The sequence below is a fragment of the Idiomarina fontislapidosi genome (assembly GCF_003226255.1).
Classification (GTDB): domain Bacteria; phylum Pseudomonadota; class Gammaproteobacteria; order Enterobacterales; family Alteromonadaceae; genus Idiomarina; species Idiomarina fontislapidosi.
In genome coordinates, this window is record NZ_QJST01000011.1 from 38063 (window position 1) to 58805 (window position 20743).

General features: G+C 48.4%; 14 protein-coding genes. 2 read left to right on the plus strand and 12 right to left on the minus strand.

The features are described from left to right. Positions 1 to 20 precede the first annotated feature (20 nt). Positions 21 to 437 (minus strand): VOC family protein, encoded by a 417-nt coding sequence (locus DFP83_RS10850; RefSeq protein WP_110575629.1) that lies wholly within the window; start codon positions 435 to 437, stop codon positions 21 to 23. 94 nt (positions 438 to 531) lie between these two features. On the opposite strand from DFP83_RS10850, the gene DFP83_RS10855 reads away from it, so the two are divergent. After that, the gene (locus DFP83_RS10855; protein WP_110575631.1) at positions 532 to 1425 is read left to right on the plus strand and encodes a DMT family transporter; all 894 of its coding nucleotides are present in this window, start codon (positions 532 to 534) and stop codon (positions 1423 to 1425) included. A gap of 51 nt (positions 1426 to 1476) precedes the next feature. On the opposite strand, the gene DFP83_RS10860 is transcribed toward DFP83_RS10855, so the two are convergent. The 8 genes from DFP83_RS10860 to DFP83_RS10895 form a co-directional block, all read right to left on the minus strand. After that, positions 1477 to 3027, minus strand: coding sequence for a dihydrolipoyllysine-residue acetyltransferase (locus DFP83_RS10860; RefSeq protein WP_110575633.1), 1551 nt, complete (start codon positions 3025 to 3027; stop codon positions 1477 to 1479). Between the two features lie 11 nt (positions 3028 to 3038). After that, positions 3039 to 4016, minus strand: a complete 978-nt coding sequence (locus tag DFP83_RS10865; protein WP_110575635.1) for an alpha-ketoacid dehydrogenase subunit beta — start codon at positions 4014 to 4016, stop codon at positions 3039 to 3041. Then, positions 4016 to 5203, minus strand: coding sequence for a thiamine pyrophosphate-dependent dehydrogenase E1 component subunit alpha (locus tag DFP83_RS10870; protein WP_110575637.1), 1188 nt, complete (start codon positions 5201 to 5203; stop codon positions 4016 to 4018). The genes DFP83_RS10865 and DFP83_RS10870 overlap by 1 nt, the downstream gene beginning before the upstream one ends. A gap of 145 nt (positions 5204 to 5348) precedes the next feature. Beyond that, positions 5349 to 6380, minus strand: a complete 1032-nt coding sequence (gene astE / locus DFP83_RS10875; RefSeq protein ID WP_110575697.1) for a succinylglutamate desuccinylase — start codon at positions 6378 to 6380, stop codon at positions 5349 to 5351. A gap of 4 nt (positions 6381 to 6384) precedes the next feature. After that, the gene (locus tag DFP83_RS10880; protein ID WP_110575639.1) at positions 6385 to 7104 is read right to left on the minus strand and encodes a DUF599 domain-containing protein; all 720 of its coding nucleotides are present in this window, start codon (positions 7102 to 7104) and stop codon (positions 6385 to 6387) included. Positions 7105 to 7261: 157 nt separating this feature from the next. Beyond that, a complete protein-coding gene (locus DFP83_RS10885; RefSeq protein ID WP_110575641.1) occupies positions 7262 to 10441 on the minus strand; it encodes an efflux RND transporter permease subunit in 3180 nt (1059 codons plus the stop codon). A gap of 12 nt (positions 10442 to 10453) precedes the next feature. Next, positions 10454 to 11719 carry an efflux RND transporter periplasmic adaptor subunit gene (locus tag DFP83_RS10890; protein ID WP_110575643.1) on the minus strand — a complete coding sequence of 422 codons (1266 nt, stop codon included), beginning with the start codon at positions 11717 to 11719 and terminating at the stop codon, positions 10454 to 10456. A 150-nt stretch (positions 11720 to 11869) separates the two neighbouring features. Beyond that, positions 11870 to 13834 carry a monovalent cation:proton antiporter family protein gene (locus tag DFP83_RS10895; protein WP_110575645.1) on the minus strand — a complete coding sequence of 655 codons (1965 nt, stop codon included), beginning with the start codon at positions 13832 to 13834 and terminating at the stop codon, positions 11870 to 11872. A 154-nt stretch (positions 13835 to 13988) separates the two neighbouring features. Between DFP83_RS10895 and DFP83_RS10900 the strand changes: the two genes are divergently transcribed. Next, positions 13989 to 14921: a GGDEF domain-containing protein gene (locus DFP83_RS10900; protein ID WP_110575647.1), complete on the plus strand. Its 933-nt coding sequence runs from the start codon at positions 13989 to 13991 to the stop codon at positions 14919 to 14921. Here the strand turns inward: DFP83_RS10900 and tilS are convergent. From tilS to dnaE, 3 genes are read right to left on the minus strand one after another with little or no spacing between them, the layout of a single operon-like run. Next, a complete protein-coding gene (tilS, locus tag DFP83_RS10905) occupies positions 14902 to 16236 on the minus strand; it encodes a tRNA lysidine(34) synthetase TilS (RefSeq protein WP_110575649.1) in 1335 nt (444 codons plus the stop codon). The two genes, DFP83_RS10900 and tilS, sit on opposite strands and share 20 nt — an antisense overlap. A 9-nt stretch (positions 16237 to 16245) precedes the next feature. Next, entirely contained in the window at positions 16246 to 17202 is a 957-nt protein-coding gene (gene accA / locus DFP83_RS10910; RefSeq protein ID WP_110575651.1) for an acetyl-CoA carboxylase carboxyl transferase subunit alpha, read from the minus strand. A 15-nt stretch (positions 17203 to 17217) separates the two neighbouring features. Then, positions 17218 to 20697 carry a DNA polymerase III subunit alpha gene (gene dnaE, locus DFP83_RS10915; protein WP_110575653.1) on the minus strand — a complete coding sequence of 1160 codons (3480 nt, stop codon included), beginning with the start codon at positions 20695 to 20697 and terminating at the stop codon, positions 17218 to 17220. Positions 20698 to 20743: the final 46 nt, after the last annotated feature.

The window sequence follows — 20743 nt, forward strand, 5'->3', positions numbered from 1 at the left end:
CTCAATGACGCGTTTATCGCTTAGGCTTTGGAAGGATTAAAGGTGATTTCCCATAAATGACCGTCAGGGTCTTTGAAATAAGCACCGTAACAATGCCATGGTTGCCAATGGGGGGGCTTGATGGACTCAGCAAAAGCGTGCATTGCTCGGTCAAACAAGGCTTCTACGGCTGCTTCAGACTCGACATTGAGGCTTTGCATCGTTGTGCCCATACACGGTGAATGCACACTGTTTGTTTCTAACTGACGATTAAAGCTCTCACGCGGCCACAAAGCGATTTTAACGCCACCTAACGGTGAAAAGAATGCAACCTGTGTATCGTCTTCGCGATGCCCTTGTAACCCCTTATTAGGCCAATTAAACACCTGATTGTAAAATTCAAAACTTCGATTGAGGTCATCGACCACTAGCGTTATGACGCTCAAATATCCACTCATACGACCTTTAAAACTCCGCTTAAACTAAACTAGGCACTTATCTCAAAGTGCGCTATTCTCCGCGCCAATTATTTGATTTGCGGTGAGGGGGATCATGGACAACGATAAAAAAGCATTTCTTTTTGCGCTTTCCGCTGTGCTGTTATGGTCTACGGTTGCGACAGCGTTCAAGATCACGCTTAACTACCTATCCCCCTTGCAAATGGTGACCGCTGCAAGTGCCGTTTCGTGTTTAGTTTTAACCCTAGTTGCCTTTATTCAGGGCAAACAAGCGCAACTACTACTTGAGCTTCGGCGGATGCCGCTGTACTACCTACTGATTGGCGTGCTCAACCCCACAGTGTATTACTTGGTGTTGTTCGAAGCCTACTCGTTACTCCCCGCTTCAGAGGCTCAACCGCTTAACTATACGTGGGCGATTGCGCTGACATTTATGGCCGCCGTGCTACTCAAACAAAAAATCCGCAAACGCGATTGGTTTGCCAGCGCTTTGGGTTACTTAGGTGTGCTCGTAATTGCAACGCGAGGAGATATTATAGGACTTTCATTCAGTAATCTAGAGGGTGTTTTATGGGCGTTATTGTCCACCTTCCTTTGGGCGTTATACTGGATTATTAATACGAAGCGTAATGCCGATTCTGTTGTGCAATTGGTGTTGGCGTTCGGCTTATCACTGCCATTTTTATGGCTAGCATCGGTTTGGTATGACGACTGGAGTGGCATTCCTTGGCAGGGGTGGCTCGCTGTCAGCTATGTTGGCTTATTCGAAATGGGGATTACCTTTTTGTTGTGGATGAGCGCTATGAAAACCGCAACCAATACATCACTTATTAGTAATTTGATATTTTTATCGCCGTTTATTTCGCTGATTTTACTCAACCAGATCATTGGCGAAACCATACACATGAGCACGATTGCTGGCTTAGTGCTGATTATCACCGGGTTAGTCTTTCAGCGCATTCGCATTAAAAAGAAACCTCTTGGTTAATGACCATTAAAAAAGGCGCTCTGTGGAGCGCCTTTTTGCTGTCTAGCCTTATTAGACCATATTCACCAGCATGCTGGTCGGATCCTCAAGGAATTCCTGCCAGCGCTTGTTAAAGCGCGCAATCGTGCCACCATCGATAATACGGTGGTCGCCTGACCAGCTCACCGTCATCATCTTACGTGCAACGACTTGACCATTCTCATCAAAACGTGGCAACTCTTGTACTTTACCTAACGCGACAATAGCCGCCTCCGGCTTATTGATAATCGGTGTTGCCACCGTGCCACCAATAACGCCAATATTTGAAATGCTGATGGTTCCGCCTTTCATATCGGCTTGTGGTACTTTGCCCTCGCGCGCCGCTTGGGTCAGACGTGTCACTTCATTTGCCACATCGATAATACTCTTGTTTTGTACCTGTTTTACATTAGGTACCAACAAGCCGATTTTGGTATCGACTGCCATGCCAATGTTGTGATCATCAAAATAGGTGACTTCCGTGCAATCATCGTTCACTTGCGCATTCATAATCGGGAATTCTTTCAACGCCAACGAAAGCGCTTTAATAAAGAATGGCATGACGGTGAGACGCACACCTTTTTCTTTATATTGCTCTTTGAGCTTCTCACGCAATGCGATCAAGTTCGTCAGATCGAATTCATCCGAGTACGTAAAGTGCGGAATCGTGCTGACAGAGTTCATCATCTGCTTCGCCATCGCGGCTTTCACGCCACGAATCGCTTCGGTACGCGTACCACCACTCTGTTGCGCAGGAGCCGCCGTGGTCTGTGTCTGTGAGCTTGATGCCGACGATGGCTTATCGCCTGCAACAAAGTCTTTAATATCTTGTTTTAACACTCGACCTTTTTTACCCGAACCTGGCACGTCCGCGATGTTAATGCTATTTTCACGCGCTAAACGACGCACCGCAGGACTCGCAACGGCCTTACCTTGACGCGCTGGTTGCGCAGGTTCTGCCCCGCCATCAGCCGACTGACTTGGCGTGTTCTTCTGCTGCGCTTGTGCTGAATCTTTTGCCTGCTGGCTTGGCTCAACGCCACCGGCGGGTTGCAGTGCGAATAACGGTTTGTGCACCTCGGCAATATCACCCTTCTTGTGATAAAGCTTAACCACTTTGCCGTCTTCTTTAGCAGGGATTTCAACCGTCGCTTTGTCAGTCATGACTTCGACAACGGGCTGGTCTTCTTTGACCTCATCACCCTCGCTGACAAGCCACTCAACAATCTCGCACTCAACGATACCCTCGCCGATATCCGGCAGAATGAAGTCAGTGGTTTCAGCAGCATCCGAAGAAGCAGGTGCAGCATCGTCAGATGCCGGTGCAGCATCATCAGAAGCATCACCTTCGGCGTTGATGCGGAATAACGGCTCGTGAACTTTTGCGATATCACCTTTCTGGTAATACAGCTTCTCAACAACGCCATCATCCTTCGCAGGAATTTCAACCATCGCCTTGTCGGTCATTACTTCAACAACCGGCTGGTCTTCTTTTACGGTATCGCCTTCGGCTACAAGCCATTCAACAATTTCACACTCGACGATGCCTTCACCAATATCCGGCAGAATAAAATCTTTACTCATGACATTGACCCTTAGTAATTCATCGTGCGTTTAATGGCTTCGTAGATCTTCAGATGATCGGCCATATATTCTTTCTCATGGCACAATGGATAAGGAACATCCAAACCACATACACGCGCAATTGGCGATTCAAGGTACAAGAAGCATTTATCTTGCACTGTCGCTGCGATTTCACTCGCAAAGCCGCTGGTTATCGGCGCTTCTTGGCTGATAACTAAACGTCCCGTTTTCAACACCGACTCAGTGACGGTTTTTACGTCCCACGGCAAAATCGTGCGCAGATCGATTATTTCACATGAAACACCGTCTTTTTCTGCCAACTCTGCAGCTTTCTCGGTCAGTTCCATTTGTGCGCCCCACGCCAATAACGTGATATCAGCGCCTTCTTTAACCACTTCCGCTTGTCCTAACGGAATCGTGTACTCTTCTTCAGGTACCTCACCTGTCGAAGCACGATACAAACGCTTAGGCTCCATAAACAGAACCGGGTTTGGATCAAAAATACTGCTCAGCAATAACCCTTTTGCTTCGTATGGGTTACGTGGCATGACGATTTTTAGGCCCGGCGTATGTGCAAAGTAGGCTTCCGGAGATTGCGAGTGATAGTGACCCCCTGCAATACCACCGCCATACGGCGTGCGAATCGTTAAACCACCGACGTTAAACTCGTTACCTGAGCGATAGCGGAATTTAGCTGATTCGTTAACGATTTGGTCAAACGCTGGGAAGATATAATCGCCGAACTGTATTTCTGCGACGGCGTAGCTGCCTTGTGATGCCAAGCCATTCGCGAAACCAATAATACCCTGCTCAACGAGCGGCGTATTAAAGTTACGGTGTTTACCATATTTCTCGGTTAAGCCTGAGGTCGCGCGGAATACACCACCGAAACCGCCAGTATCTTCGCCGAAGCTGTATACGTTGTCGTGCTTAGCCATCGCCAGGTCTAAGGCGCTGTTGATGGCTTGTAGTAAATTCATTTTAGCCATTAGTCCAGTCTCCCCGACGTTTTCGGATAGGCATCCGGATATTTGCGAATGTGTTCTTTGAGCTCTTCAAGCTGCTCTTTCAACAAGCCATTTGGCGTGTCGTAAACGTCGTTGATCAGTTCATCAATGTGCGGTGCGGGCACTTTCTCGGCTTCTTTAAGCGCGGCAAGTACGCTGGCTTTGACTTTTTCGTGCTGGCTGGTGATGTGTTCTTCGGTCAGCCAACCCTCACTGAGCATCCATTTTTGCAGACGCTCGAGCGGATCTTTCACTTTCCATTCGTTTTCTTCATCACGAGTACGGTAACCTGTTGGGTCATCCGAGGTCGAGTGACCCGACATACGATAGGACATGGCTTCGATAAGCACCGGCTCATTTTCTTCAACAGCCAAGCGACGCGCTTCTTGTGTCGCTTTTAAGACAGCAAACACATCGTTGCCATCAACGCGTATTGTTTTAATGCCGTAACCAATACCACGAGGTGCGATACCATCGCCGCCGTATTGTTCGCCTTGTGAAGGTGTAGAGATCGCATAACCGTTATTACGGCAGAAGAAGATAACTGGCACTTTATAGACCGACGCCATATTCAATGCAGCGTGGAAGTCACCTTCAGATGCAGCACCTTCGCCGAAGTAACAAATGGTGCACTTACCGGTTTTATCCATCTTTTGACCAAACGCGTAGCCCGTTGCTTGAGGGATTTGCGTGCCCAAAGGTGAGCTGATGGTCATAAAGTTGAGTTCACGACAACCGTAGTGAACCGGCATTTGACGCCCTTTACCCAAATCTTGCTCGTTCGAGAACAATTGATTCATGAACTGCTCAACGGTAAAGCCACGGTATGCCAATGCGCCTTGTTCACGGTATTGCCCCATGATCATGTCGCCCTGGTCAAGCGCCGCTGCTGAAGCAACGCTCTCGGCCTCTTCGCCACGCGAAGCAAGGTAGAAGCTAATACGACCTTGGCGTTGTGCGGCAATCATGCGCTCATCCAACGTGCGGATAAACAGCATGGTATCATGAATTTTAACGATGAGATCCTTGTCGTACTCTGGCATCTCAACGCCTTTGTGTAAGCTGCCGTCTTCTTTTAGAAGCTGCAACATGGGAATAGTTACTGAGTCACCGTCAAACCACTGTGACTGTGTCACTATTTCTGTATTGTGTTTTTTATCCTTGGCCATAACCTTCTCTTTCGGTTGTAAGCAGGGTGTAAAGTTGCCGCTACTTTACCTTTACGTAAAGTGTCATGCAAACAGCCCACGGGAGAATATCCAGTGGGCTAAGTGTAAATGGAAACGAACAGTTTTAACAAATATTATGCGGAGATTAGACCAGATCGAGTGAGTTTGTTGGTACTCGGATAACGGTCAACAAAGCGCGCTGCCCTAATGCCACCTGCGCATTAGGGAAAATAATATGTTCGCCATCGTGCTGTGCGTAGCGGTGTTCACCACCGTCAATTGCCAGTAAGTCACCTTTATCGAACGCAGTAAAGTTAGCTACGTCATCGGCGAAATTAAGTTCAAAATCTTCATGTTGACGATTGATCGTTTGTGCTTCGGCAAACATGAAGTGCTGCTCAGGGTCGAACGGTGGAAAGCTCAGTTCAGACTCTCCGACCAAACGACGCAAGGTATCTTCTGCGGCTTGAAAATCTGCACGATTGTTCTCGCCAAACTTTTTCACTTTACCCAACTCAACGGTAAATGCTTGAGCGCCAAAGGTATTGTAGGAAAAGTAAGAGAACGTTGTCGTCGATTGCTGGTTCAATAAAATTGTATCCACACCGCAGGCAAGCAGGAATTGCAGCTGCTCGCGATGGTACGGCTTGCCATCCGTAAACGGGTGGACCGCAAATTTTTCGCGCTGTGAATCACGAATCGCCGTGTGCAAATCATAGTGATAACGGCGACGCTCCCCCTTTGGAGCCGACTCATAAAAACGCTCGCAATAGCCTTCAATTTCTTTCGCACGCTCGCGTTCTTTGTTTTGTTTATCGCCTTGGCTATGCGCGCCGCTAAACAAACGGTTCATATTTTCTTCGACAAATCGCTGTTCAATATTAATTGAAGCTGGATTAGCAATTAAAAAAAGAACACGGTGAGCCACTGTCTGCTCACCCGAAATAATGTCTTGAATGATATCACTGCAAATCTCAATCGGCGCGGTTTCGTTACCGTGCACGGCACATGAAATAATAATATCTTTGTCGCCGGGTTGTTCCGGCTCGACTACCAGCACACCACTGTCCCAAACCGTCAAGCGCGTGCCGTTGTCTAATGTCTTATTAAATTGCTCGGGGTAGCCCCATTCATGTTCTCGAGTCCAGTTAAGAAAATTGCTAAACACTTGGTCCACCATCTTACTCCTTCACTTTTTTCCCGGGGACAAACCCTTTTGTTGCTAGCAAATCACGTAACACCCGTGATTTATATTCGCGGCGGTACAACACCCATACGACGATCGCGCTCGATAACACCAGCATGATGGGATGTAAAAACCACGACATATAAGCAAGCGCGAAATAATAGGTTCTGAGGCCTTTGTTGTATTCATGGCCCGATTGGTCGAGTACCTTCGCCGCATGACGAGCAAACTCTTCGCGCTCTTCTTCCGGGCGTTGATTTTGTTGGTAATTTACGCTTACACCCAGCAACACTGACACAAAGCCAAACTGCCGTATTGACCAGGTAAACTTAAAAAAGGCATAGATAAAAATAAGTGCTAATACCGCCAGTTTAAATTGCACCATATTGACGTGGGTAGCGGGCGTCAAAGGCAATTCGTTCAGCACGTTCACGACCTGATCAGCGTGCGCCAGCACGGTGATCACACCGGCTAAAACTAAAATGGTTGAGGAAGCAAAAAAGGTGACAGTGCGTTCGACATTACCAATCAATGACGCATCGGCAATTTGGTTATCCTTGTGCATCACGTTGCGCATCCAATCGATACGTAGCTCACACAAAATACTCGATAAGCAATGGGTGGTTCGTGCGCGTTTGCGTGCAAATAGAGAGTAGCCGACCCAGCAAGTAAAAAAGAACAGCAAAACAATGATGTCGATCACTGATAACAGCATAGCATCCCCACGCCCGTTGATTGTGCCTACCTTAATGACCTTATGTTAACAGTTTATGACAATATTTATGAGCGCAATTTAAATTTACTCACGTTGATTGGAGTGACTGACATAAAAAAGCCGAGCGCTGAGGCTCGGCTTTCTAACAGGCACTGATTTAGTAATCTTTCAGTGCTTCTTCGGTTGTTTCTTGTTTAGGCTCTGGCGGCTTTGCCAGCCCATACCAAGACAGCATGGTTTGCGTATTACGTTTTGCATCATCCAAGATGAGATACAGACATGGAATCAGCAACAGTGTAATAATCGTTGCGAAAATAATACCGAACGCCAAAGAGATAGCCATTGGGATCACGATCTTCGCCTGCAGTGACTTCTCTAACACGATTGGTAACAAGCCAAAGAACGTGGTGAGTGAAGTCAGTGTAATGGCTCGGAAACGACGACAGCCAGCGTCTAGCACCGCATGACGGAGCTGAGTACCCGCTTCTCGCGCACGGTTTACGTAATCCACCATAACGAGGGAGTCGTTCACCACAACACCCGCTAAGGCGATAATACCGAACAAACTCAAGATACTCACTGGCATACCAAGAATCCAGTGACCCAGTACGGCACCAATCACACCAAATGGAATCACTGACATAATGATCAATGGCTGGCTGTATGACCGCAATGGAACTGCCATCAGAGCATACACGGCGAACATCGCTACAACACCGCCGACCGCCAGTGAACTGGTTGCTTCAGCTTCATCTTGCGTTGCACCTTGCAGGCCAAAGCCAACACTCGGGTGACGCTCTAAGATTTCCGGTAACTTCACATCGCGGATTTCTTGTACGACGCTCGAGGGTTCTACTTCATCTTTGTTAACCCGCGCTCTGACGTTAACTGAACGCTGACGATCGATACGTGTAATGGTGTCATAGCCTTTCGAGTACTCGATTTCGGCAAGTTCGGTAAAGGGTATCTCGCCGCCATCCGCTGTGCGTAACTTCATGTCCTGCAAGTTACCCACCGACTGACGTTGCGATTCCGGATACCGCACCATGACTTTTATTTCTTCGTCACCGCGCTGGATACGCTGCGCTTCGGCGCCATAGAACGCATAACGTACTTGCGTCGCTAGCTCGCCTAAGTCAATACCCATCGCCTCTGCAAGCGGCTTGGTTTTTAGCAAGATCTCGTCTTTGCCATCACCAAAAGTGTCTTCGATATCAAACACACCATCGTAGGTCGACATGACTTGCTTGAGCTCATCTGCTGCAGATTTCAGCTGGTCAAGATTCTGACCTGTTAGCTGAAACTCAATGTCGAAGCCGCTGCCACCACCGATACCACCTTGGAAGTTAACGGTACGAACCCCCGCCAACTCTGGCACGTTCTCGCGCCATTTATTGACAATCGCATAGCCGTCGATTTCACGCTCTTCACCTTTCTTGAGCTCTGCGAAGATAGTACCGCCCGTGTTGCCGTTCATCCAGATATTGGTATGACGAACAACCCCTGAACCTTCTTCATTAGCAATACTTTCATCGACGGTGTTGAGACCGTTCTCGACTGCTTTTAATACTTCAATGGTGCGTTCTTCCGAGGTGCCCGGCTGCATTTCAATATTTGCCTGGATAAAGTCACTCGGAATGTCCGGGAAGAATACCCAACGCACGATACCGCCGTTAATCAGACCAATCATCAAAATCAACATACCGAAAAAGGTCGCTAATGTCGTGTAACGATAGTGCAAGCACTTTTTCAGGAACGGACGGTAATACCCTTGCACAAACCGTTGGATAGACGATGCAAAACGATTACGGAAACGTTGGAATGCATTCGGCTTCTCGGTGCCATCTTTTGAGTACTTCATATTGGCGATGTGCGCAGGCAATATCAGCTTAGACTCAATTAATGAGAACATAAGACACAGAATGACAACCCAGGCAATGGACTCCCAAATAGCGCCCATACCGCCATCAACCATCAGCATCGGTACAAAGGCAACCATGGTGGTCAGTACACCAAAGGTCGCTGGCATCGCAACGCGCTTCGCGCCACGCACGACATTGTCTATCGATTTACCTTTTTCCTCGATCTCGGTATAGGCGCTCTCGCCTATTACGATGGCGTCATCCACGACTATACCGAGCACTAATATGAAGCCGAATAACGAAATCATGTTAATCGATACATCGAACATCGGTAACGGCATCAGCGCGATCGTGCCAAGGAAACACACGGGAATACCGATCATCACCCAAAAGGCTAAGCGCAATTGTAAGAACAGCGATAGCATCAGGAACACCAACAAACCACCCATCCACATGTTATTTAACATGAGGTCAAGACGGCCTTGCAGGTAATATGATGAATCACCCCAATAGGCAACGTTCACTTCATCAGGCAGCGAGGCGTTTTTGCGATCCGCATAGTTTTTTACCACCTCAGCGATTTTAAGGTCGTTCTGATCGCCAACGGAGTTAACACGCACAAAGGTCGCTGGCTTGCCATCAAAACGCGTAAACGCTTCGGTCTCGACAAAACCATCGCTGACCTGAGCAATGTCGCCCAACGTCAATCGAGTGCCATCAGGACGGCTAATCAACACGATTTTTTCGAATTCATCGCCTACGTAGGCTTGGTTATTTGCACGTAGCAAGATATCGCCGTTAGGGGTTTTAATTGAGCCACCCGCCACATCGAGTGAGGTACCACGTACTGCATTAACAATTTGTTGAAAGCTTAAGCCGTAGCGCTCAAGGTCTTCTTGCGATATCTCTACCGCGATTTCATAGCCGCGTGCACCAACCACTTCAACTTTAGTAATACCACCAATTTGCTTGAGGTCGTCACGCACTTCTTTCGCGAGTTCTTTACGCTGACGCTCGGTGACATCACCGTAAACCGTCATCCAAATTACGTCACGATTGGGGCGAACACGATAGATATTCGGCTTTTCAATTTGCTGTGGGAAGTTAGGGATGGCATCAACCAGCATTTTAACTTCATCCATCACGACCTGAACATCGTAATCGGGCTCCACTTCAATCGTTACCGAGCCTAACCCCTCTTGCGAGCGTGATGTCATCTCTTCAACGCCATCGACATCTTCAAGCGCATCTTCGATGAGCATGATAACGCCCTGCTCGACTTCCTGCGGCGCCGCGCCAGGGAAAGGTACCTGAATGCTAATCACATTGAGGGTAATTTCTGGGAACATTTGCTTGCGAACGCTAAATATCGACATTACGCCCGCAACAACAATCAGGAATAACAGCAGGTTAGCGGCAACCGAGTTGCGCGCGAACCATGCGATAATACCTTTATTAGTATCTTCAGTACTCATTGTCATGACCTCTTAGCGGTTCGCATTGCTCGCAGTTTGCTCATCACCAGCTTCGCTGCTTTCTGATTCAGCAGACTGCTTGCTTTCGCCATTTTCTTGTTGTTTTTGTGCGGTCGATTCCATTTGCGACGGCAATGGGTCACCTTCAAGACGCACAGGCGTACCCGGAAGCGGATTGGCTAGCTGCGTCAACACCACTTTGTCGCCTCGCTCGAGACCCGAGCTAATAATGGAATCATTGCTCTGCGTGCGAATCACTTGCACTTTGCGTTGTTTGAGGACACGTTCGTCATCTACAACCCATACCGAGCTATTTTGGTTGATCGCGTAGGTGGGTACGCTCATGACATTCGAGACTGACTGACCTTCAATTTTGGCATCGACAAAGCGACCAAAACGCAACGGCGCGTTGTGGGTGTTGCCTTGAAGGTTATACGGATCGTTAATTTCGACAACGCCATACACTACACGACTGTTCTCATCCAATACGCCTTCGGTGCGAACCAAACGCCCTTGCCAGTCGGTACTGATACCGTTGACCATAGATTGCAAGTAAACCTTTGGCTGCTTGCCTTCACTCGGCATTTCAAGATAGGTGGTATCTAAGTCACTCAACGGCAAACGAACTTCAGCCGTGCCGGTGCTGAACAACATCGCAATTTGGCTACCCGAGCCAACAAACTGACCCAAATCCGCTTGCTTAGAACGTAGGATAGCGTCGAACGGTGCACGGATAGTGGTGCGCTCTAAGTTGCGTTCTGCCATGGCTAAATTCGCTTCTGCAGATTCAACCGCTGATAAGGCGCTGGCTAATTGTGGCTTACGCAAACCTAACGCAGGCGCATCGCCATCTTTAAACATCGCCCATTCTTCTTCGGCGACTCGTGCGCGTGCTTTTTCTTCCTCAAGTGCAGCCTGCGCTTGCAACAGCTGTGCTTGTGCTTGCTGCACCGCGACTTTGTAATCACTCGGGTCGATTTGTAACAACATGTCGCCCTTACTGAAAAAGCCACCCGCATTAAAGTTATCGGCAACTTCAATAATTTGACCATTAACCTCTGACAACAGCTGGGTACTGTGCTTTGGTCGCACGGTGCCCTGCGAGTCGACAATAAACGTCATGTTCTCGGGTTGGACTTGCTTCACCTCCACCATCGGTGCAGGTTTCATATTTTGCTTCTTCTCTGGGGGTTTACCTGACATCCCTGCTAGCACGGCCAGCGCGATAAACACAACGATAATCATCGGTGGGACAAGGGCTCTTTTCTTAATCTTCATAATTGTCGCTCAGTCAATTGGTTAAGAATATTTTGTTATAGCCTTATTATCGCCGTAATAAATGTAAATTGTTAGCACAGATGTGTTGCTATTTATGAGTTTCGGCCCCTAAGTTGTAACGGACTATTACAAACATCGGGGCAGCCCTTGTTACCCCTCGAGTAACCAACGTTCCGCCGCCTCAACGGCAGCCGGTTTCCCACTCAGTAACACCACGTCATCAACAGCCAATTCAATTTGATCGGTTAAATCAGTCACTTCGACATCATCGCGGCGTATTGCCTTAAGCTCGACATTGCGTTGGCTCCAGTCCAAGTCTTCGACCGATTTACCCACTGCCCACGCATGCTGTGGCAGCGGTACTGCATGTAAGAACTGGAGTTTCTCAAGTCGCTCGGGGTCCATATCGGTATGCGAGCCGGGAAAGAAACCGTGCATGTCACCATAATGGTTGCGACGTTCTTGCTCTAAACGAGTCAGAATACGACGGATTGGCACACCTGAGCGATTCAATACATGTGAAATCAACATCAAACTCGCCTCAAGGGTGTCGGGTACGACCTGCGAGGCTCCCGCATCTTGTAATGCGGTTAAGCGACTATCATCGCGACTCCGAACCAAGATAAAGGCATCTTCGTTCATTGCTCGAATTTCTTTTAGAGTTTTTATCGCGTAATTATCATCGGCGTAACTAATAATGATCAGCGGTGCGTGTTGCGCACCCACGGCGCGCAAAATATCGCGTTTCGCACTGTCACCAAAGTACACTTTAGCGCCCCCGGCCACAGCTTCTTGCACGCGCATCGGGTCATTATCGATAGCCACGTGTTTAATACCCTCAGCCTCTAAGAAGCGTGATACGGTTTGACCGACACGCCCGAAGCCACAAATCAGTGCTGGAGGGGCTTGTGGCTCATCCGAGGGATCCGTATGGATTCCCGAAGAGTCAGCCTCATCATGTGCGAGGAAAGCGACTAATGGCTGTAACTTCTGAATCACTAACGGGGTCATCGCCATACTCAACACACCGACACCGATCAAGATCGAGCTAATTCTGGGCTCTAATAGGCCGTATGATGCCGCCAATGACACCAATACAAAGCCAAACTCCCCCATCTGGAAAAGTGATACCGCACTCGCCCAGGCATCGCGGCGATGCTCACCCATTGCACGCGCGACCGCTTGAATTAAGGTGATTTTAACCAGTGCCATGACCACCAAGGTGGCGACTATCCAGTGAAACTCAAACACCACCGCATGCAGTGATAGTTGCATGCCAACAGTTGTAAAGAATAAGCCCATCAGGATGTCACGAAACGGGCGAATATCCGCCTCGAGCTGGTGTTTATATTTACTCTCACCCAGCATCATGCCAGCGAGAAACGCGCCAAGCGCCATTGATAAACCAAACAAATGGGTCAAACCGCCCGCCACGAGCGCAACTAATAAGGTTGCTAAGACAAACAGCTCATCGGTGCGTTGGCGCGCAATTTCGCGGAACAGAAAAGGAAGCACCCACTTGCCTATCAGCATCAACACGGTGATGACCGCGGCGCCTTTGAGAAGCGCAAACAGTAAGCTATACACAATGTTCTCACTGCCTTGACCTGCCAGCAACGGGATCGCAATCAGCAATGGCACCACGGCGATATCTTGAAACAGCAACACCGCCACTGTCATTTGACCGCGTCGGGTTGCTGTTTGTGAACTCTCGCTTAATTGCTTAATCACCACGGCCGTTGACGACAGCGCCAACGCTCCTGCGACCGCAAGCGCCGCTGTTGAGCTGTCCAACAACCAGAGTCCAAGCCCCATGAAGAGTGCAAGTGACACCAACACCTGAGCGGAGCCTAAACCAAATACCCAGCGCCGCATGGCTAACATTTTGGGTAAGGAGAACTCTAACCCCAAAGAGAAGAGCAACAACACAATGCCAAGTTCTGCGATCAGATGATACTCGTTCGGATCAGCGATCCACCCCATCACATCGGGTCCAGCAATCACACCAGCGGTTAAATACGCTAAAATTGCAGGTAATTTGATACGGCGAAACGCCCATACCAAGACAACGGCCACTGCGAGTAACATCAGTAGACTGGCAAAAGTGCCGTACATAGATATCTCCTTATTTGTGTGCGGATCCTGTCAAAATAATAACACTGTTTAGATGACAATCAGTTTACTGATTTAAGTTCTTGTTATCCGTTGATTTTTTATTTTTTGGCACAAGTCTTGCTTAATAAAACATTATTAAAAATAAAGTGTCGACATGTTAAGTAAAACGAATTTCAAAAGCAGTGTTAAATGTAGCATGCCACAAAAGCTATCGAGTCACTTGTCCCGTCGTGAAGACTGGCAAAGATCGCGTTCACTCGCTGAACGTCTACAAACCACATTGGATGTAGGCGAGTTTTTTGCGTTGTACGCCTCACACTTAAATACACGCATACCCATCAAGCAAATTCACTTTGAGAGTGAGTCATTAAACCACCGTGTACTCATCCAAGACGGGCCGACCGCCACTGAACATGCCGTGTTGGTTTATGCGGATGAGCAACTGCTTGGCCAAGTTACCTACACATTTTTACAGCCGTTATCGTTTCTACAAAAACTGCGACTTAAAAAAGTGCACGCGCATCTGGTTTTTCCGTTGCGTAACTTGTTGGCATTTCAACATATGAGCCAACTCGCATCGCGCGATCCACTGACACAGCTATATAACCGAACCATTATAGAACCACGACTGACTAAGCTAATTAAATCGGCACATCAACAGCAGCATACAGTGATGATGGTTGATTTAGACAACTTTAAACACGTCAACGACCGCGAAGGACACGAAGTGGGTGATGAAATTTTACAGGAAATCGCATCGCTTATAAGCGAAGAAGTTGATCCGGATCATTTCGTAATACGGTTTGGCGGCGACGAGTTTTTGCTCATTATGCCGCACACCGAGCTGCGCCTTACGCATGATATTTTTAAGCGCATGCAACAACGCCTCTGTAATCACTCATTGATAAGTAAGTACGGTATTACACTCAGTGCGGGGTCGGTGCGTTTGCAACCTTACTTGAGTGTTGAGCAGGTATTAAATCAGGTCGATGACAATATGTACATTGCCAAACACGCTGGCGGCGCTCGACATATTTTTGACAGTCTAGACGCTCAGGTCAATCTACCTAATGATCAACGGTTATAGTGAGCGGCGGGTTGTCTTTGGTTGCTGAATCCGTTAACCAACCACACATGGGTAGCCAAAGCCACTCGGCACAGATAAGCACGGGAAGCGTATCGCGCAACCACCAAGGCACTCGCGATTGCTTGAGCCAGGCGCGTAACGGTTTTCCACCCTGCCTTTTTGGCTGGTAGAGTTTTGTTGACTTAAGTGAGGTCAGTAATTGGGCAACATCCGTCAATTCAATCGGCTTATCGATTTTGCCATTCTCTCGCGTTTGCCATCTTACACAGCCCCAGGGTTCAGCAAGCGAAGCACCACTGGCTGATAGCACGGAGGCTTGGGCGCTATGCTGAAACCACCATAATGCGTTGTCAAAGGTGTACACACTCGCAGAACCCAAGCATACCTCCACGTTAGCATCGATTGCTGCATAAAGCGCTTGCTGTCGAATCTCTTTGAGTTGAGCCTGCGTGGGCATCCGTGAGCATTCAGTATAGTAACTAAGCCAATACCGTATGGCAGCACGCTGCAACGGCTCCGAACAACCACTCAATTCGGTCAAATCGAGCCCGGTGCCCAACCATGCGTGCCTAACCCAAGCCTGTTTGAGTCGCCCCGCTAACAGCTCATCGAGCAGAGCATCTTGCTCGGCACACAGTGATGCTGAGCGTAAAACGCTATGACCAAATTGTGGCCAACGTTGCTCGAGTTGAGGCACCACCTCGTGACGTAAATAATTGCGCTCAATCTGGGTATCATAATTAGTATCGTCTTCGATCCAAATCAGCTGATTCGCATGAGCATATGCGAGGATCTCATTCTTGCTAACCTCGAGTAGTGGTCGCACTAACTTGCGTTGGCCAACGAAGGGTTGCACTTCTGCCATTGAGGCAAGCCCACGCGGACCACTGCCACGTTTGAGTTGCAGTAGAAACGTTTCGATCTGATCGTTGCGATGCTGGCCCAACAAAATCACCGCATTGTCGTCGGTCAGTTCGGCTAAACGTTGATAGCGGCGTTCACGCCCCATCGCCTCTTTAGATACACGGCTTTGCGGCGCAAAGGTCAGATCTTCAAAGTGCCCAGCAATGCCATAGGCTTCGACACTCTGTTTAATGGTCTTTGCCCACGCCGGTGAATCAGGATGGAAATGGTGATCAAGATGGATCGCAAAGTAGCGGTATTGGGGATTGTTTTGCCGAAAGCGGTTCAAACAATCGAGTACCGTTTGAGAGTCGGCACCGCCGCCCAAGGCAACAACCAGTTGCTGCCCAGGCGTTAGATTAAGTCGCTGTATACTGCGCTGAAATTTAGAATACAGCGTTTCGGTGATCATAGTCAGCGATTAGCAATAACCAAATGACATAAGCTTCTGATAGCGTTGGTCGAGCAGTTGTTCTTTGTTAAGACCGATCAGATCGCTTAAGTCCGAGTTTAATTGCGCTTTTAAGCGCGCAGCCATTTCATCCATATTGCGATGCGCGCCGCCTAACGGCTCTGGAATGATGGTGTCGATCAAACCTAATGCTTTACTCTTATCTGCGGTCACGCCCATCGCCTCTGCAGCCAATGGTGCTTTCGAAGCACTCTTCCACAAAATCGAGGCACAGCCCTCTGGCGAGATTACTGAATAGGTACTGTACTGCAACATGTTTACCCGATCGCCCACGCCAATTGCGAGTGCACCGCCGGAACCGCCCTCACCAATTACCGTACAGACGATAGGTACGCTCAATCGCGCCATCACTTTAAGGTTACGTGCAATCGCTTCACTCTGACCGCGTTCCTCTGCACCGATACCTGGATAAGCCCCGGGTGTATCGATGAAGGTAATAATGGGCATATTAAAACGTTCTGCCGTTTCCATTAAGCGCAAGGCTTTACGGTACCCTTCTGGCTTTGGCATACCAAAGTTGCGGCGGATTTTATCTTTAGTCTCGCGCCCCTTTTGCTGACCAATGACCATCACGGGCTTGCCATCAAGACGCGCGACACCACCAATAATAGCTTCGTCGTTAGCGTAAGCACGATCGCCCGCCATTTCATCGAACTCAGTAAAAATGCGTTTGATGTAATCCAAGGTATAAGGACGCAGCGGATGACGCGCTAATTGCGCGACTTGCCAAGCGCCAAGCTCCGAAAATATCTTTTCGGTCAGCTCTTTGCTTTTCTGCTTAAGCCTTTTGAGCTCTTCTTCGATATTTATATCGAGCTCACCACGTTCGCCAACATTTTTTAGTTCTTCAATTTGGGCTTCGAGTTCGGCTATCGGTTGTTCAAAATCCAAAAAGTTTAGGCTCATTATTTAATGTTTCCTCTAAAACTCGAGCGTGACCCACTGTTCACCCAGTAGATCCTGTAAATGATGTATCAGTTCATCGGTTGGCTCAACATACCATTGAGCCCCAACGTTCATCGATGCGAACGCATGTTCACCTCGGTAATGAATTTTTACTGGGCAAGTGCCTTGTGCAGAGGGACGCATCACTTCGCTGAGACGCTTGATCATTCCCTTTTCAATCTGCTCACCGGTCACGGTGATCGCCAGATATTTTACGAAACTGGCACGTGCCTGCTCAATTGTCATTACTTCTCTAGCGACCATTCTATTACTGCCAGAGAAGTTATCAAATCGTACCTCACCTTTTGCCCACAAAATTCTGTCTTTTTCGAGCAAATGTTGATGACTTTCGTATTCGTTACTATACAGCATCACGTCCATACGTGCGCTTTTATCGTCTAAGGTAACAATCGCAAACCGCTGACCACGCTTATTAGTGATCACACGCACATCGATCACCAACCCAGCGACCCCCACGTATTCATTCTTGCGGGTTTCATTAACGTTTGCCAGCGTTCCCACCACATAATGCTGCAACTCTTTTCTAAAACGATTAATTGGGTGACCGGTCAGGTATAATCCCAACGTCTCACGTTCACCTTCTAACCACACGGCTTCTGGCCATGGTCGAACTCTCTCAAATTCGTGTTCAACCGCATCAGGTTCAGTGGTTAACACACCGAACATATCAGCTTGTCCGATACTCTCGGCTTGACGGTGCTGAACCGCTTGACGCATCGCTTTGTCGAGCGATGCCATTAAACTCGCACGGTGCGGACCTAAATTATCGAGTGCGCCAGCACGAATTAAACGTTCAAGCACGCGTTTATTAAGCTTCTTTAAATCGACACGGCAGCAGAAATCAAACAGGTCGGTAAATGGCCCACCTTCGTTACGCGCTTCTAGAATGGCTTCAATTGGCGCCTCACCGACCCCTTTAATGGCACCAATACCATAGACTACGCGCTGCTCATCATCGACTGTAAACTTGTACACCCCTTTATTCACGTCCGGCGGCAGTAACACTAAGCCCATGCGTTCACATTCATCGGCTAAGGTAACAATTTTGTCCGTGTTATCCATATCCGCCGACATCACGGCAGCCATAAACTCGGCAGGATAGTGCGTTTTCATCCACAACGTTTGGTATGACACCAAAGCGTATGCGGCTGAATGCGATTTGTTAAAACCGTACCCCGCAAACTTCTCTACCAAGTCGAAGATCTTCATCGCCAACTCGGGATCAATATTGTTCTTGTGCGCGCCCTCACGGAACACTTCACGCTGCTTCGCCATTTCTTCTGGCTTCTTCTTACCCATGGCACGGCGTAACAAGTCGGCGCCACCTAATGAGTAGCCAGCCATCACCTGTGCCACCTGCATTACCTGCTCTTGGTAGAGGATGACACCATAAGTCGGTTCAAGAATAGGCTCAAGACACTCGTGTTGGTACGTTGCATCGGGATAGGATACTTCTTCGCGTCCGTGCTTACGGTCGATAAAGTTATCAACCATGCCCGATTCAAGTGGACCGGGACGGAACAAAGCAACCAAAGCGATAATATCTTCGAAGCTATCCGGTAACAGCCGCAAAATCAGCTTTTTCATACCTGCCGATTCAAGCTGGAAAACCGCCGTTGTCTCGGCGCGTTTCAGCACATCAAAACATTTTTTGTCGGTCAGACTGATCGCATTAATATCGATTAGCGGCTCACCGGCCTCTTTTTTGCGAGCGTTGACCATATCCAGTGCCCACTGAATAATGGTCAAGGTGCGCAAACCGAGGAAGTCGAACTTTACTAGACCGGCCGACTCGACGTCGTTTTTATCAAACTGGGTAACCGGGTTTTTACCCTCATCATCACAGTACAATGCGGCAAAATCAGTGATGGTGGTTGGCGAAATCACTACGCCGCCGGCGTGTTTACCTGCGTTACGTGTCACGCCCTCGAGAATACGGGCGAAATCGATTAATTCTTTGACTTCTTCATCGGCATCATAACGTTCGCCGAGTTCAGGCACCTGTTCAAAGGCTTTTGCCAAGGTCATACCTGGATCGCCAGGCACCAACTTCGAGATCCCATCAACAAACCCATAAGGATGACCCAGCACACGACCAACATCTCGAATCGATGCTTTAGCCGCCATAGTACCAAAGGTAATAATCTGTGATACCGCATCGCGACCATAGAGTTCGGCAACGTGATCAATCACCTCGTCTCGACGATCCATACAAAAGTCGACATCAAAGTCGGGCATGGATACCCGCTCAGGGTTCAAGAAACGTTCAAAGAGTAAGTCGAATTCGAGTGGGTCCAGATCGGTGATTTTGAGTGCGTAAGCAACCAGTGAGCCGGCACCCGAACCTCGTCCCGGACCTACTGGAATGTTGTTATCCTTACTCCATTGAATAAATTCCATGACGATAAGAAAGTAGCCAGGGAATCCCATTTGATTGATAACATCGAGCTCGGTTTGTAGACGTTCATCATAGGGTGGGCGTTTTGCTTGGCGCTCTGCTTCGTCTGGAAATAAAAACTCAAGCCGTTCTTCTAAGCCTTCACGGGAAACCTTAACGAGGTAGTCTCCCTCGGTTAAGTCACCGGTTGGAAACTCGGGCAGGAAATATTCGCCCAAGCGAATAGTCACGTTACAGCGCTTAGCAATTTCAACAGTATTTTCTAGCGCCTCGGGTAAGTCGGCAAACAGCTCGTGCATTTCTTCGGCGCTGCGCAAGTACTGCTGCGGCGAATACTTTTTCGGACGTCGTTTGTCACCCAGCTGATAACCATCATGAATTGCAACGCGGATTTCATGGGCTTCGAAATTTTCTTCTTCTAGAAATACGACTTCGTTAGTCGCTACTACCGGTAACTCATGCTCGGCAGCCAACACCACGGCACTGTGAAGGTAGGCTTCCTCTTCGGCTCGTCCAGTGCGAATCAACTCGAGGTAAAAACGATCGGGAAAATACCGCTTATAAAACGCGAGGCTTTCTTCTAAAGGCCCTTGATGCCCTTTTAATAAAGCGCGACCAATATCGCCCTCGCGCGCGCCAGAAAGCAGAATAATGCCTTCGTTATGTTCTGCTAACCAGGCTTTATCAATGACGGGTTTGCCCTGTACATGACCCCGTAAGTAAGCTTTCGAGATCAATTGAATGATCTGCTGATAACCCTCATTATTCATTGCGAGCGCGGTCAGGCGAAAGATTTCACCCTCGGGATACTCACCCCACACCCACAAGTCCGCGCCAATCAGCGGTTTCAGTCCTTGGCTATGAGCGGCTCCGTAATATTGTACCAACCCACAAAAGTTCATTTGGTCGGTGAGCGCCATCGCGGGCATATTCATATCAGCCACACGCTGACAAATGGGCTTCACTTTAGTAAGCCCATCCACCATCGAGAAATCACTGTGAATTCTTAAATGAACAAAAGGGGTATCTGCTGCCATTAAACGCCTAATTGATAAACTGCATGCTAAACATTAAGCCAATATT